General features: G+C 68.9%; 11 protein-coding genes, 1 tRNA gene and 1 pseudogene. 6 read left to right on the top strand and 7 right to left on the bottom strand.

What is annotated here, in order from left to right; translation table 11 throughout:
- Nucleotides 1-480: 480 nt before the first annotated feature.
- The 3 genes and pseudogenes from QP090_RS29690 to QP090_RS29680 all read right to left on the bottom strand — a co-directional run.
- A complete protein-coding gene (locus QP090_RS29690; RefSeq protein WP_285942762.1) occupies nucleotides 481-2,727 on the bottom strand; it encodes a tetratricopeptide repeat protein in 2,247 nt (748 codons plus the stop codon).
- Between the two features lie 1,043 nt (nucleotides 2,728-3,770).
- The gene (locus tag QP090_RS29685; protein ID WP_285942761.1) at nucleotides 3,771-4,214 is read right to left on the bottom strand and encodes a hypothetical protein; all 444 of its coding nucleotides are present in this window, start codon (nucleotides 4,212-4,214) and stop codon (nucleotides 3,771-3,773) included.
- 445 nt (nucleotides 4,215-4,659) lie between these two features.
- Nucleotides 4,660-5,110, bottom strand: a pseudogene (locus tag QP090_RS29680) (transposase family protein); the annotation flags it as partial.
- A 336-nt stretch (nucleotides 5,111-5,446) separates the two neighbouring features.
- On the opposite strand from QP090_RS29680, the gene QP090_RS29675 reads away from it, so the two are divergent.
- Nucleotides 5,447-5,896, top strand: coding sequence for a DUF4240 domain-containing protein (locus QP090_RS29675; protein ID WP_285942760.1), 450 nt, complete (start codon nucleotides 5,447-5,449; stop codon nucleotides 5,894-5,896).
- A 378-nt stretch (nucleotides 5,897-6,274) separates the two neighbouring features.
- Here the strand turns inward: QP090_RS29675 and QP090_RS29670 are convergent, their stop codons facing one another.
- Nucleotides 6,275-6,769 (bottom strand): hypothetical protein, encoded by a 495-nt coding sequence (locus tag QP090_RS29670; RefSeq protein ID WP_285942758.1) that lies wholly within the window; start codon nucleotides 6,767-6,769, stop codon nucleotides 6,275-6,277.
- Between the two features lie 264 nt (nucleotides 6,770-7,033).
- On the opposite strand from QP090_RS29670, the gene QP090_RS29665 reads away from it, so the two are divergent.
- A complete protein-coding gene (locus QP090_RS29665) occupies nucleotides 7,034-7,567 on the top strand; it encodes a P-loop nucleotide/nucleoside kinase family protein (RefSeq protein ID WP_285942757.1) in 534 nt (177 codons plus the stop codon).
- Between the two features lie 245 nt (nucleotides 7,568-7,812).
- On the opposite strand, the gene QP090_RS29660 is transcribed toward QP090_RS29665, so the two are convergent.
- Nucleotides 7,813-8,355 (bottom strand): GNAT family N-acetyltransferase, encoded by a 543-nt coding sequence (locus QP090_RS29660; protein WP_285942756.1) that lies wholly within the window; start codon nucleotides 8,353-8,355, stop codon nucleotides 7,813-7,815.
- 161 nt (nucleotides 8,356-8,516) lie between these two features.
- On the opposite strand from QP090_RS29660, the gene QP090_RS29655 reads away from it, so the two are divergent.
- Nucleotides 8,517-10,880, top strand: a complete 2,364-nt coding sequence (locus QP090_RS29655; protein WP_285942755.1) for a cellulase family glycosylhydrolase — start codon at nucleotides 8,517-8,519, stop codon at nucleotides 10,878-10,880.
- Nucleotides 10,881-11,032: 152 nt separating this feature from the next.
- Here the strand turns inward: QP090_RS29655 and QP090_RS29650 are convergent, their stop codons facing one another.
- Complete coding sequence (locus QP090_RS29650) at nucleotides 11,033-11,806, bottom strand: class I SAM-dependent methyltransferase (RefSeq protein WP_285942754.1); 774 nt, start codon at nucleotides 11,804-11,806, stop codon at nucleotides 11,033-11,035.
- 320 nt (nucleotides 11,807-12,126) lie between these two features.
- On the opposite strand from QP090_RS29650, the gene QP090_RS29645 reads away from it, so the two are divergent.
- A complete protein-coding gene (locus tag QP090_RS29645; protein WP_285942753.1) occupies nucleotides 12,127-12,546 on the top strand; it encodes a protein-tyrosine phosphatase family protein in 420 nt (139 codons plus the stop codon).
- A gap of 124 nt (nucleotides 12,547-12,670) precedes the next feature.
- Nucleotides 12,671-13,393, top strand: a complete 723-nt coding sequence (locus QP090_RS29640) for a protein phosphatase 2C domain-containing protein (RefSeq protein WP_285942752.1) — start codon at nucleotides 12,671-12,673, stop codon at nucleotides 13,391-13,393.
- Between the two features lie 54 nt (nucleotides 13,394-13,447).
- On the opposite strand, the gene QP090_RS29635 is transcribed toward QP090_RS29640, so the two are convergent.
- A complete protein-coding gene (locus tag QP090_RS29635) occupies nucleotides 13,448-14,479 on the bottom strand; it encodes a hypothetical protein (protein ID WP_285942751.1) in 1,032 nt (343 codons plus the stop codon).
- A gap of 187 nt (nucleotides 14,480-14,666) precedes the next feature.
- Between QP090_RS29635 and QP090_RS29630 the strand changes: the two genes are divergently transcribed.
- Nucleotides 14,667-14,739 (top strand) — tRNA-Thr (locus QP090_RS29630).
- Nucleotides 14,740-14,976: the final 237 nt, after the last annotated feature.

Below are 14,976 nucleotides of genomic sequence, written 5' to 3'. Positions count from 1 at the left end.
AGCGCCTGAGCACAGCCCGACGCCCTGCCCAGGTACCGCCCGAGCAGCCCGCCTGAACCCAGTTGTTCAGTCCCGGGAGTGTCTAGTCCTGGAGATGGGATGAGGAGTTTCTCTACGTCTTCAAGGGCGCCCCGCTGCGCGGGTCGCCGCGGCCGACCGGTTCGGGCCGGGCATACGGCCTCTCCGGGCCGACCCGTCGCGAACCGTTCGGCCGTCCAATCGTGCAGACGACCGTTGAGTGGTGGGAGCAGTCATCATCGGGAATGGCCGCCTCTACGCTGCGGCAGTTTCCCGGCCGTGCTGGTGCGTCAAGGACAGGGGAGAAGTGGGAGAGCGTTGGAGAGAGTCGAGGCCGTGACGATCGCAGTGGGTGGTGGGGTGCAGTCGAAGGCTGGGGCGATCGCTGCCGCGCCGCTTCCGGCCTCGGCCGTAGCCGGCCTACGGTCCGGGTCGGCCTGCACCGGGCGGTAGCGGTCGGGGTCAACTTCGGCCCAGCTCCCGGCGGATCGTGACCGCTTCCTGTTTCACGGGTGCCGCCTCGGCGTGGCGGTCCAGCTTCCCCAGCGTGAAGCCGAGGTTGTGCAGTGATTGGGCGAGGTCGGGGCGGTAGCGGTTGGGGTCGGCCTCGGCCAACCGCCGGTATATGGAGACCGCTTCCTGTTTCACGGGTGCCGCCTCGGCATGGCGGTCCAGCTTCCCCAGCGTGAAGCCGAGGTTGTGTAGCGATAGGGCGAGGTCGGGGCGGTAGCGGTTGGGGTCGGCCTCGGCCAACCGCCGGTATATGGAGACTGCCTCCTGCTCCACGGGTGCCGCTTCGGCATGGCGGTCCAGCTTCCCCAGCGTGCTGCCGAGGTTGTGTAGCGATAGGGCGAGGTCGGGGCGGTAGCGGTTGGGGTCGGCCTCGGCCAATCGCCGGCGGATGGCGACCGCTTCCTGTCTCACGGGTGCCGCTTCGGCATGGCGGTCCAGCCTCCCCAGCGTGCTGCCAAGGTTGCTCAGTGATTGGGCGAGGTCGGGGCGGTAGCGGTTGGGGTCGGCCTCGGCCAATCGCCGGCGGATGACGACCGCCTCCTGCTCCACGGGCAGTTCTTCGGTAAATCGGTTCAGCTTCCACAGCGTGTCGCCGAGGTTGTGCAGCGATAGGGCGAGGTTGGGGCGGTAGCGGTCGGGGTCGGCCTCGGCCAGCTCCCGGTATTCAGCGACCGCTTCCTGTCTCACGGGTGCCGCCTCGGCATGGCGGTCCAACTTCTTCAGCGTGCTGCCAAGGTTGCTCAGTGATTGGGCGAGGTTGGGGCGGTAGCGGTCGGGGTCGGCCTCGGCCAGCTCCCGGCGGATGACGACTGCCTCCTGCTCCACGGGCAGTTCTTCGGCGAAACGGTTCAGCTTCCACAGCGTGTTGCCGAGGTTGTGCAGTGATTGGGCGAGGTTGGGGCGGTAGCGGTCGGGGTCGGCCTCGGCCAACCGCCGGCGGATGGCGACCGCTTCCTGCCTCACGGGTGCCGCCTCGGCATGGCGGTCCAACTTCCCCAGCGTGAAGCCGAGGTTGCTCAGCGATAGGGCGAGGTCGGGGCGGTAGCGGCCGGGGTCGGCCTCGGCCAACCACCGGCGGATGACGACTGCCTCCTGCTCCACGGGCAGTTCTTCGGCGAAACGGTTCAGCTTCCACAGCGTGTTGCCGAGGTTGTGCAGTGATTGGGCGAGGTCGGGGCGGTAGCGGTCGGGGTCGGCCTCGGCCAACTCCCGGCGGATCGCGACCGCCTCCTGCTCGGGCAAATCCTTGGCAGCACGGGCTGGCTGGGACAGCCCCTTGTCATCTGGGAAGGGTACGGGGCCGCGTACGAGGGGCAGGCCGTCGGTGTAGCTGAGGGTGTCGGTGAGTGGCGCGGGTTGCTGGTCAGCGCGCCGGGCCTGGGCGCCGGACTTGCTGCCGGGGCCGGTCACGGCGGTGAGCAGGTCGCGGATCTGCCCGACGGATAGCCGGTCGGCGGGGTCTTTGCGCAGCAGGCCGTTCAGGACCTGCGCGAGCGGCCCGCCGCATTCGGGTGGTGCGGGGTCTTGGGTGGCGATGGCGATGAACAGTGCCCCATGTGTGGGGGCGGTGAACGGCGGGCGGCCTTCCACCGCCGCGTACAAGGTCGCGGCGAGTGACCACAGGTCCGAGGCGGGACTGACGGCCCGGCCGGATACCTGTTCGGGGGACATGTAGGCGGGCGTGCCCAGCACCGCGCCCGGGCGGGTGAGGGTGGCATCGCCCTCCACCGCGGCGATACCGAAGTCGGTGAGGACGATCCGATCGCCCTCCAGCAGCACGTTGGCCGGTTTGACATCGCGGTGCACGATCCGGTGCGCATGTGCGGTCGACAGCGCCTCCAACATCGCCAACCCGATTGCGGCGACCTGCGGCTCAGGTAGGGCTTCCTGCTCGGTCAGCAAGTGCTCCAGGGACTGCCCGTGGATCAGCTCCATCACGATCCACGGACGGCCGTCCTCGCCCGTCACCCGGTCGTAAACGGTGACGATCCCCGGGTGCCTCAGCCGGGCGGCGGCTCGGGCCTCCCGCCCCATCCGCGCGTACCATACGCGCCGTTCCTGCTCGGTGACCTGCTCGGGCACCCGCAGTTCCTTGATGGCCACCTCGCGTTCCAGGTCGGCGTCATGAGCGCGCCACACCGCGCCCATCCCACCCTGCCCGATCTGCCCCAGTCGCCGGTACCGGCCCGCCAGCACACCCTCACTATCCCAACCCACGATCGGAACATACCGCCAACGAACAGGCCAGGAGCGAACTAACAAGGATGCGGCCACACGTCCAAGACGCCCGACACCGGGTCATAGACCAAAATCCGGAACAGGTCGCCCGCTCCACGACGGTGCGGACCGCGGCCGATGCGGCTGCGGGATAGCTCGTCCTCCGGCATGGGCGTCGCCGTAGGTAAGGCTGACTGCTGTACAGAACGGAAGTACAGCAACACTGCCGAACACCGCCAACCAACATACGTCCCGACCAGTGCGGAAAGGGGCCGGCCTAGAGCCCGCCGAATAGTTCGGGACGAAGAGGTACCGAGTACCCGACCACGTCGGTTGCGCGACCGTGAAGCGGGGGTCTCGTGCCCCAGCCACCCGCTGGGCCGGGGGGCACGCTCGCGCGGAACGGTCTGTCACACCCTCTCGCCGTCCGCGGGCGCACTGGGTGGCTGGGTGGAATACGGGTTGAAGTCTGGCGCCCCGTTAGACCTCGTCGACCGTGCTCCGCGGAGGATCCTCCGGCGTCTGGTGGACCTGGATTGCTTGGGAGATTCGGCGCTCGGCCTCCTCTGCCTGCCCAACAATGCACTTGGCGTAGACGCGTAGGAGTACGGCCACGCTGCGGCCGGCCCACTCGGCCACTTGTGCGGGTGGAATTTCCGCGCTGAGCCAGGTGGAGACGGCGGCATGCCGGAAGGCGTAGGGCGTCTCAGCGAGCGGCGACGCGGCCTCCGCGGGAGTGAATGCGGCGGCGCGTGCGTTGTGCCACGCCCCGAGGTAGGGATGTGGCGCGGGGGTTTCCGGCTGCGCGAAGACGGTCCTGGTGGCCGGGATGGCCAGAGGGCAGCCGAGATCGCGCGGATCCAGCCCGGAGGCTGGGCCCGCGCGATCGCCGGTTCAGTCGATGAGGACCGCGGCGCAGTCGTGGAGGTCGGTGTCGAAGGCCGACGGGTCAGCGCAGATGCGCAGGCGACCGTCGGGTTTCCAACCGCCACCACGGCCGGGGACCGTGCGGCGACTGGCCTCTATTCGGTGACCTTGCCCGTTTTGCACTCGAGGGCCTTGCCGTCGTCCCAGCCGCAGGCTTTCCAGCTGGCCGTCTTGCCGTTGGGAAGGCTTCCTATGCCCATGCAATAGCCCTCACCGCTATAGACGTGCTTGTAGTAGGTCTTCCCGGTGTAGTTGTTCTTCACCCAGAGGGAGGAGGACTGTCCATCCAAGTCCCGGTCGGTGATGAGGAAGTCGTCTTGGTCGTCCCCGGTGTCATTGTTGGTGTCGTGCCACTGGACCTTGCCGGCCCACGAGCCCTCACCGTCGGGGATCAGCCAATTAGCTTCTGCCCCACCGCGGCATGACGCCTTTACCTCTACGGGCTGCGCTGTCGTGGTTGCGAATGCGGTCGCCGGTAGTACCGTGACGCCCGCCGCTACGATGCCCATCACCGCAGCAGACTTGGTCTTGAAGCTCATGCCGCGAAGGGCGGCGATACCGGACTTTCTCATCTGGACTCCCGTTCTGTCGCTCGATGATCGGGACGCTAGTGACCGCTCATATCCATTCGTTATCGCTGCGATATCCCTCGTCTGAGGCCGCCTCGGCCCGCACCGCGAGGCAAGAGAAGGTCAGCCAGGCATACGGGGCGAACAACCAGTTCCCCGTCCCCGATGTGGGGGCGGGGAAACATGTCGACGCGCCCCGACAGCCGTTTTCCCGCGAGCTGACCTGCGCGAATGGTGAGCAACCGCCGGAGGTCGGCGCGGCCCTAAGAACGGCCCTGGGAACGGCTCTAAGCCCAGCCACCGTCTTCGACTCCGATGCCTGTCATCAGGAGGCAGTACAACGCGAACACCAGCAGGACAACAGAGAGAAGGACGCCGACGATACTGATCGGCCACAAGTTCCAATGACCCTTTTTCAACATGTGTTGAGCTCGCGGTTCTGGAGGACGTGGATGGCTTTGGCCAGGTGACCGGCCCGGTGCGGGCAGCACCGTAGGGCGTCTGGACGTGCGGGCCGGCGCCGATGTAGCCCTTGTCGGCCAGCACCAGGATCCCGGAGGCGGCCGGTTCGCGGACCAAGCTCCAGATGCGGGCGGCCTTGAGGTCGTGGACGGAGCCGGGCAGTGGCCCCGACATCCACACGAGCGTCCCATCCGGAGAGGCGATGACCTGCGGGTTCATGCCGTGTTTCCTGTGCTTGCCGGAGTAGAAGGGCCCGTCGGCCCTCACCCGGTCGATCGGGATCAGCGTGCCGTCCAGGACCAGGTAGAGCAGCCCGTCCCTCTGGCCTTCACCAGCGCCCGGCTGAGTTCGGGAGACCGGATCGACAGCAGCGTCACCGTCTCGTCGACGTAGCGCCAGGCGGTGAAAGACTTCCGTGTGCAAGCCCGCAGCATCCTTGGCAACGCTGATTAACAATGCAGGGGGTTGTAGCCGGCTGGGGTGGAAGGGCGCAGGGCTCCTCCCGACTCGACGTGTTGAGGATGGCGGCGGCCGGAACCCGCCAAGGGCGCCCTACGGCGTCACCACGTGATGGCTTCACCATCCTTGACAGAACCCGTCCGCCGATAGGTACAGGACTCGTCGGGCCGGGGGGAGGAAGGTGGGGAAAGAACAGCGGCTACGCCGCACGCCTGAGTCCACCAGGGAGCACGCACCCCGCGCGACCACGGGTTGTGCACATATCAACCGGAGGATGAAACGTGGAACACCAACAGGAGGAAGGCGGATCGCAGTGGCTGGGATTCTGGCGTCTGATCGAGCTGGGAATCCGCGATCCCGATGAGCTAGACCGCCTCATCGCTGAAATGTCCGAGTCTGCCCTGGTCGATTTTTACTGGACGTACGAGGAGGCGGCCGCGGATTTGAAGACTGAAGAGTTCACCAAGTACCTGATCCCTCCTCGCACTGAGGACTTCGTCGACGATGTCGCCCTATGGATCGTCGCGAAGGGCCTCGCCTACTACGAGAGCATCATGACGAATCCGTCAGCAATGCCCCCTGACCTGCCCCCTGGTGCAAGGCTCTCCCCTTGGACCGGCACTGTCGCCCGTGTCTACCGAAGCCGCTACCGCGCCCCCGTCCGGTTCCCTGACGACCCTCCACCCCTCGAAGGCAGTGACGGCACCGGCAGCGAAGCATCGCAAACATGATCAGTCGCTCATCGGAAGGTCGGAGCCGGCGGGCACAGCGATCACCTCGCGCTGCCTGCTCGTGATCGGGAACGCGGTCGATCAAGGTGAAGAGCCTGAGGCTGCCGCAGGCGAACAGGGCCTCCGGGTCTTCTCGGGGGCGACCGGCAGGTTCGACAGGGCTCTGAAGGGTGCGGTGAAACAAGAAGGCCCCTTGCGGCGATCGCGAGGGGCCTGAGAGCTGGTGCAGCCGGAGGGATTTCAGCCCCAACCTTCTGATCCGTAGATTCCCGAACGGTCACCGATGCGGTCGGATCAGTCCGTATGTCCGTCCGTTGACATCGCGGTCATTTCTCTCCTTCGAATGAGCAGACGGGCATGCGCGGTCTGCATAGACGATCAGTCATTTCCCAAATGGTAATCCAAGCTGATGCTGTCCTGACTGTGCGGGTTCGGCTGATGGTTGCCGCGGAGGTAGGCGTTCACGGGAGGGAGCATCATCAGGATGGCCGCCACACTCGAGGCGCCGATACCGATGAGGGCGAGGAACACCATCGTTGCGTCGGCGGCGTCGTTCACGATGGCCACGACGCAGATCCGGAGAGGTTCGAGCGCTAGGACGGCGGCCATCACCCATAGTCCGACGCGTCCCGGCCGGTGCCCGCCGAGCGCGCGCGGAATTGCCCAGAACAACACGCAGAGCGTGAGCAGGAGCAGGCCCCAATAGACGCCGTACTGTTTGCCGATTCCGGGCTCGCCGGGGCGCTCCAGCTCCGGATGCGCCGCCCACATCTCGTCAGCGAGTCCGGCCACCTCGTAGGCGTTCGAGGTCACCCAGGCGAGCAGGAAGGCCATGATCGACCAGGTTGCGCCCAGGAGGACGGTCGCCGCCATGAGCTGTCCGGGACGGTTGGGTGGCATGTGAACTCCAGAAGAGGCGGGAGGCGTTTCGACTTGGACGCCAGTCCTCCGCGAGATGTTCACACGACCTGTAAATTGACCGTCCCATGGTTCCAGAACTCCGGTCCATCGCCAGCCCCATCGGGCCACGCCCGCGCAACATCTTCGAATGGGCCACACGTACTGGGCTATTCCGACGGCACCGGCTGGCAGCACCGGCCCCGACGGGGGCCCTGAATGGGCTAATACACTGCGGGCGTGGCCGATCTGTTTCTTATTGTGGGGCTCCCGGGAGCGGGGAAGACGACCCTCGCGCGGGAGTTGGCGGAGGTGCACGGTGCGGTGCGGTTCAGCCCGGACGAGTGGATGGGGCCGCTGTTCGGTGACGCCGAGGCCGACGGGAAGCGAGACGTTGTAGAGGGACGCCTGGTGTGGACCGCGACGGAGGTGTTGCGCGCGGGCGGGTCGGTGATCCTCGACTTCGGCTTCTGGGGACGCGATGAGCGGGCCGGCCTCTGCTGGCTCGCCGCGTCGCTCGGCGCGGACGTTCACACGGTCTACCTCCCCATCGATCGTGCAACCCAGGTCGAGCGCGTCACGGGACGCTGGCGTGACACGCCCGAGCAGACGTGGCCGATCAGCCAAGCAGACCTCGACGAGTGGGATGGAATGTTCCAGGAGCCGGACGACGCGGAACTCGCGGGACGCTACAACCCGACCCCACCGCAGGGGTTCGCCGACTGGGGGGAGTGGATGGCAGACAGGTGGCCGACCTCCCGGACGAGCCTGTGACAGACCCGCAGATCGCCCCCGCCCGTTCCACCGCAACGACCTCGATACGCTCGCCGCCCTCGGCGTCGTGCGGGAATCCCCGCGATCTTCTGCGAGTTACCGCCCCATGGGGGACGCCCGGTGCTTCGGGCACGTCCACTTCTCGCGCTGCGCGATCCGCCACGTGATCTGCGACTGCCGCCCAGCGGCGCCCGTGTCTGGATCGCCGAGACCAGAAGGCGGGACCTGCTCCATGTGCCGGTGACTCAAAGCCGCCGGTACATGATGTGCAGCCCGACGTAGCCGTGAACCGGGTGGTGGAAGCCTGCCGGGAGGGTGGTCATCACTTCGAATCCGAGTGACCTCCATAGCGCCACCGCCCGGGTGTTGGACTCCACGACGGCGTTGAACTGCATCGCGTGGAAGCCGTCCTTGCGTGCCTGCCCCAGGACATGCTCGCCGAGCGCCCGGCCGACGCCGCGGCCGGAGTGGGCCGGATCGACCATGAAGCTCGCGCTGGAGATGTGTGCGGCGCCGCCACTGTGATTGCGGACGCTGTTCGCCGTGCCCAGGACGGTTCCGTCCTCGTCCACGGCGACGAAGGTGCGGCCTGGCGGCTCTGGGAACCACATCTGCCTGGCCTGGGAATCGGTGGTGTCCCGATTCCATGAGAACGTCTCACCGGCCCGCACGATGCCCTCCATGAACGCCCACATCCCGGGCCAATCGTGCGGCGTCGCCTCTCTGATCAGCATGGCCGCCAGCATGGGGCCGACCAGGTGGGGGCCGCAACCGGTCTCCCCGGCCATGGGTGTGACCCGACCGGTTCGGCCCGACGACGCCCACCCTCCGCGCCTACCTGCGTGGACGCGGGATCCCTGCCCGGACGGAGTCGCTCCCGTCAACGACCGGCTGATCTCCCTGGGTGCACATCTAGCTAACGTGAAGCATATTCATGTAATTTCGACGCGTGTACGTCACCGGAGTTCTCGCGCTTCTGATCGTGATAGGGGCGGTCGCCGATCCCGTCGGGTTCTTCGCGCTCTACGGCGACCCGGGGGACTTCCTGCCCGTCACCCGGTGGCAGGCCGCGCCGCTGCTGGTGTATGTCCCGCTGCTGCTCGCCGGGACGGCCTGGACGGCGCGCTCGTTCGGTCGGCTGGGACGGCGCGATCGCTTCGCCGTCGTGTGGGCCGGGATCGTGCTGTCGGCGCTCGTCGCGAAGTTCGCCATGAGCCTGGTGGCGACGGCTCCGCACCTCGATCCCGCCGACCTGCTCTGGGCGACCTCGTTCACCGTGCCCAAGGCGGCGCTCTGGGCACTGCTCCCGGCCGCCGCGTCGCTGGTGGGGCGGCCCGTCGAGTCCGACGCGACCGTCGAGACCGGGACGGCCTGGCCGGTGGCCGCGAGCGTCACGGCCCTGGTGGCCGCCACCGGCCCGTGGGTGGCCGCGCGCTGGTCCGCCGACCTGCCGGACGGAGCGCCGTCGCTTTCCCCGGAGGCCGGGCCGCTCGCCCTGGCCGCCGGACTGGCCGTGCTGTTCGTCGCGCTGACGCGTGCCCAGACGACCTTCGCGCGGCGTGCCCGCAACCGCACGGGACTGTTCCTCGGCGGATGGCTCGCCACCCTGTGGGCGGGCGCGGCGCTCGGACTCGTCCAGACGGCCGCGATCGTCCTGGCGGACGGGTTCGGCAGCGTACTCCAGACGCCCGCAGCCCTCTACCTCCGCATCTCCGAAGGCGTCTCGCTCGGCGCGGCTTTCGGCTGGGCCGCCGGACTCGCAGCGCTCGCCCTGTCCCGCCGCGAGCACGCCATGGGCGCGGTCCCGCCGCCACGGCTGCTCGCGGCGGCAACGGCATGGACGGTGCTCGCGGTTGGTGCGGTCGTCGCGGCGACCGGGTCGTCCGCCGCGACGACCGCACCCGCGGGGCGAACCACCGGCGACGTACTGCCGCTCAGTGCCGTGCGCGGCGACCGGCCACGGATCGTCGACGCGGCGGGACGGCAGGTGCTGCTGCGCGGAGTCAACGTCAACCAACTCGTCGACTTCCACGCGCCGCGCCCCGGCGTCCCGGCGACGCGCCCCCTCACCGAGGACGACTACCGGCAGATGGCCGGGCTCGGCTTCAACGTCGTCCGCCTCGCGCTGTCCTGGTCGAAGATCGAGCCGTCGCCCGGCCGGTATGACCAGGGCTACCTGGCCCGCGCCGATCAGGCCATCGGCTGGGCCCGCGAGCACGGCCTCTACACCGTGCTCGACCTGCACCAGGACGGCTGGAACAACCAGCCGACCCCGCCCGGCGCGTCCTGCCCGCCAGGGACCTCGCCGATGGACGGCTACGACGGCGCGCCCGCGTGGGCCACCCGCGCCGACGGCGCGCCGCGCTGCCAGTTCACCGGCCGCGACATCTCCCCGGCGGGCGACCGGGCGTTCACGAACTTCTACTACGACCGCGACGGCGTCCAGGCCCGCCTGGTGAAGACCTGGGGCATGCTCGCCGCCCGCTACGGGGGCGACCCGTCCATCGCCGGGTACGACCCGCTCAACGAGCCGGGTTTCGGCGAACAGGCCCCCATCACCTCGACGCTCCTGCTCGGCCGCTTCTATGACCGCGTGCTCAGGGAGATCCGCGCCCGCGAATCCCGTCCGCACCTGTTCTTCTTCGAACCGAGCATCTTCTGGTCGGGGACCGGCTTCGACGCGCTGCCGCGCGGCTCGTTCCGGAACGACCCGAACCTGGTGTTCGCCCCGCACCTCTACGGCGAGTCGATCACCATGGACGCCTCGCTCGGCTTGCCGCCCGTCACCACGATCGAGCACGGCTTCACGCTGGCGGCCCGGACGGCGAAGGACATTCCGGTGTGGAGCGGCGAATGGGGCTTCTGGGGCGACGCCGCGACCGTGCGGGCCAAGGTGCGCCGCTACTCCGAGCAGGAGGACGCCCACCGCATCGGCGGCGCGTTCTGGGTGTGGAAGCAGGCCTGCGGCGACCCGCAGAACGGGATCGGCCCGATCGGGAACGGCTTCAACAAGGTGGACTGCGCCACCGGCAAGGACCTTCCGCGCGATCCCGTGGCCGTCGAGGAACTCTCCCGCGCCTACCCGCGAGCCGTGCCCGGACGCCTGCGCTCGCTTTCCACCCCTACCGCCCGCACGCTCCGCCTCACCGGTGAAGCGGCCCGAGGAGGCTGCGACCTGGATGTCTGGGTGCCCGGCGACGCCCGTCCGATGCCGGACGGGGAGAACGTCTCCGGCCTGACCGTCCGCCAGGTCCCGGGCGGCTGGCGGCTGACCGGCTGCGCGACCGGCCGGTACCGCCTGACCGTCGGCTAGTCCCCACGAGCCGGCCGGGGCCGCGGCAGGCCCACCGCGTACAGCGCCGCGACTCGCAAGCCGCGGAGGGGGGTGCACGCCCCCATTGGACGGCTCCACTACGTCACCGTGCAAACTCCAGTCCCCCTGTCGGGCTGGCCGGCGTGACAGCTTCAGCCAGCGGGGGCAGCGTGAAGTCGAAATACTGAGAAGGAGGCGTCGTCGTCGACGATGTTGCCGTCTGCATCGGACACCGACACCGTGATAAGTCCAGCTTCCGCAGCGAGCCTCTCGAATCCAGAGCGGGAAAACCAGTGCAGTAGCCAGGGACGCTCAACGACGCTGCATTCACCGTCATGGAGACGTTCGTAGCGCAGCATGGAGGTCTGTGTCCGCGCGGTTTCGTCGCGGTTCTCCGACACCACGGAGAACCGCAACTCGGCACCATCAGCGGCGGTGACGGTGCGGACTTGGCCGATCCGGCCGGCTGGGGTCGGTGCCGGGACGTGGAGCGGGATCAACGCGGCACCGCCGTCGACCAGGTGGCTGCGGATACGACGGAGGGCGGCCTGGGCCGTGTCGTCGTCCGGTAGCAGGTTGAAAGTCGGTCCTGCCAGAAAGACTGCTCGGAACCGGCGGGGCAGGCTGAGCGTCTCCATCCGCTGCCGGTGGACTGTGACGGCGATACCTTCCTGGGCCGCACGACGGCGGCAGCGCTCCAGCATGTCCGCGGAGGAGTCGACGCCCTCGACGTCCAGACCGCGCCGGCGCAGAGCCAGGAGCGGGTCGCCGTCTCCGCAGCCCAGTTCCAGGGCCGGCGCGCCCACCTCGCGTACGAAGGCCTCATATGGGTCGGGGGTGGGGGCGAAGGACCTCAATGGGGCGTAGCACTCCGCGACGATGCCGGTATAGAAGTCAGCTGCATCCATGTTCTTCAGCGTGCCCACCAGATTCCGATCCATCAACAGCTTTTGCCGGCCGCTGGCAACCTTCCCTGACTAGCTGCCTATCAGCGGAAGGCAGCCCTCAGCCCAGCCACGGGTCGACGCCGGGCAGCCCGGCTCTCTCATTGCGATAGTCGCCCGATTCCACTCGTGCGCGCACTGCTTCGCCGATCTGGGGCTGGAGGGCTGGGGCATGAGGGGAGTGTTCGCTCAAGGCAAAATGGCTGATCTCCCAGGTCAGGTGAAGAGGACGTGAATACGGGCTGTCGCCGCTGAGGGGGCGTCGCTATGTTCACTCCGTGAACACTGCTTGGGAGCCTGCGATGACGGGGGTACTGCGACTGCCCTCAGGCCGGCTCATTCGCGGTAGGGGACTAAGGCACCCCCTTCCGGAAGGGCCGGTGCCCACATTCGGGCTGTATTTGCTGGGGCATGAGCCGCCTTCCGTTGACTGGAAGTCCCGCTGGCTTCGCTGGCCCGACTTCCGGCTGCCGTCCGATCGTGAAGACGCCCAGGAGGCGCTGCGCGAGGCTTGGACGCGGGCCGAGACCGAACGGGTCGAGGTCGCCTGCGGCGGCGGGCGTGGGCGAACCGGTACGGCGCTGGCGTGCATCGCCGTGCTGGACGGGGTGGCCGATCGTGAAGCGGTCGCCTATGTCCGGGCGAATTACGAGTCGCGCGCCGTGGAGACGCGCTGGCAGCGGCGATATGTCTCCCGATTCCAAAGCGGACGGGCTTCTTGAGGTTCGAGGTCGTTCTGTTGTCGTGCCTGGGGTGCGGCGTGGTTCTGTAGTCGGGACGGCTCTTCTGGACGGGTAGGCCTGCAACGTGCGTGTGGACTATGCGAGTGAGGCGACTCCCGGACGCGTGAACGAGGACTTCGTCGTGGCGGGCCCGGACTGGGTGGTCGTGCTGGACGGGGCGACGGCGCGTCCGGGGGTGGACTCCGGATGCCGCCACGATCCGGCCTGGCTCGTCCGCAGGCTGGGCGGGGCGCTGGCGGGACGGCTGGCCGCAGGGGCTGCGGGGGCGGGCGAGGGCGGGGAGCCGTTGTCCGAGCTGCTCGCCGGGGCGATCGAGATGGTCTGCGCGGCGCATGCGGGGACGTGCGACCTGGACAACCCCGACAGCCCCTCCGCCACAGTGGCGATGCTGAGACGGCGTGGCGACGCGCTCGACTGGCTGGTCCTCGCGGATTCGCCGGTGCTGGTGGACACGGGTGAGGTGCTCGTCCTGCGGGACGGACGGGTGGATCGCCTGCCGTCCTACACGGTGGAGGCCGTCCGGGCCGCGCGGAACAGTCCGGGCGGTTTCTGGGTGGCGAGCACGCGGCCGGAGGCGGCGTACGAGGCTCTGGGCGGGGCGCTGCCGCTGAAGGAGGTACGGCGGGCGGCCGTACTGAGCGACGGCGCGTCACGGTTGGTCGAGCGCTTCGCCGTACTGGGGTGGCCGGATCTGCTGGATCTGCTCGACCGGGACGGTCCCGCCGAGGTCATCCGGCGGACGCGGGAGGCCGAGGCGGCTGAGGAGCAGGCGGGGGAGCGGGGCAAACGGTACGACGACGCCACCGCGGTGATGGTCAGGTTCTGAGTGCGGGGGTGCGCCGACCCCGTTCCGCGGCCCTGCCGTGCGGGTCGGAGCCGATCACTTCGGGTCGGTGATGTGCGACCACCAGCCGTCGAGGTCCTTGGCGAGGTGCATGCCGTCGACGGTGAGCGTCGCGGGCATCATCGGGAACCGCCGCCCCGCCGGGAACGTCCGCTCGTAGGACGGCGGGTCGAGGACGACGACGCGGGTGCCGTTGACGGCGGGGATGTCGGCCGGCACGCCCTCGTTGTAGATCCATTCGCCGTTGGCGTCGACCAGGTTCCACGGGCTGCTGACGATCGGCCTGTCGGGCGGCGTCTCGGCGTCCAGGAAGCAGGAGATGATCTCCGGCGCCGGGGGCTTGCCGGGCAGGCCGCCGGGGCGTCCGACGAGGGCGCCGGCGAGGAGGGTGTGCAACTGGAAGTTGTCGCCGATGCCGCCGATGGTGACCGTCCAGCCCTGCCGGGTCCGCCGGTCGAGGACCAGGAGGCGCTCGCCGTCCAGGACGCGCAGCAGGTCGCGGACGAACCCCATCTGGGGGAGGTGCTCGGCGGCCTGCCCGGCGGCGAAGACGTGGAAGTCGCGGTCGGTGAGCGCGCTGCGCACCCGCGGCGACCTGGACAGAACGGTGCAGGCCGACATCGCGAACTGCGGCAGCGTGAACCACGACATCATCGCGCTGACGGCGCCGTCCTGGAGCTTGGGGCCGACGGTGTCGACGGCCTGCCGGGACGGCCGGTCGTCCTCCATGTCCGGTGGCTTGCCGCCGGTGGCCTCCTGCCAGGCGTTCCCGAACGCCAGCGCCGCCGCGGTGACCATGATGAGCCGCTCGACGAGGGCGTCGCCGAACGGGCCGATCTCGGCGCCGTGCTCGATCCAGGAGCCGCCGATCACCGCGAGCCAGCCGCCGAGGTTGGGCGGCGCTTCGGCGAGGCCCTCGGCCAACCGCGGCATCGCCGCGGTCTTCTCGGCGGGGGAGGCGGTCTCGGACGCCTGCATGAGTTGGGGCAGGAGGTCGCTGAAAGCCTGGTCCTCGACCATCGCCGCTTGGACGAGCTCGTCGCAGGCCCGCTGGAATGCCGCACTCATGACGATCACCCTGGCATAGGGGGGCGGATCGGGAGAACCGACGCAGATCCGAGGGGCTCCGCCGCCCCGCGCGGTGCCTCGTGCGCGGGAGGTCAGGGGGCGGGACGGGGACGGGCGGCGACGGCGGCGAAACGATTTCGCATGTGCTGTCGGAGCCGTGTATGGTTTCACTGCACGAGCGGAGCAAGCCCCTTTAGCTCAGTCGGCAGAGCGTCTCCATGGTAAGGAGAAGGTCTACGGTTCGATTCCGTAAAGGGGCTCAGCAGAACAGAGGCCGTCACCCGAATTGATCGGGAGACGGCCTCTGTCATGTCCGGGCACCGACCCGGCCCCGGTCGGCGGCCCGGCCGCCGGATCGGCTGCTCAGCGCGGCTCGGCCCGGCCGTCACAGTGGGCCCGGTGGGCACGGGGGTCTCGAGCCGCTGTCCTGATTTCGTTCCTTACCGCACGCTGTGATAGCGTCCCTCCGGTTCCAGCGGGACGATTCGCAGGTCATC

This window comes from Actinomadura xylanilytica (assembly GCF_030283145.1).
Lineage (GTDB): Bacteria > Actinomycetota > Actinomycetes > Streptosporangiales > Streptosporangiaceae > Spirillospora > Spirillospora xylanilytica.
Note: the sequence above shows the minus strand (reverse complement) of the source record. Positions and strands in the feature narration are given on the sequence as shown.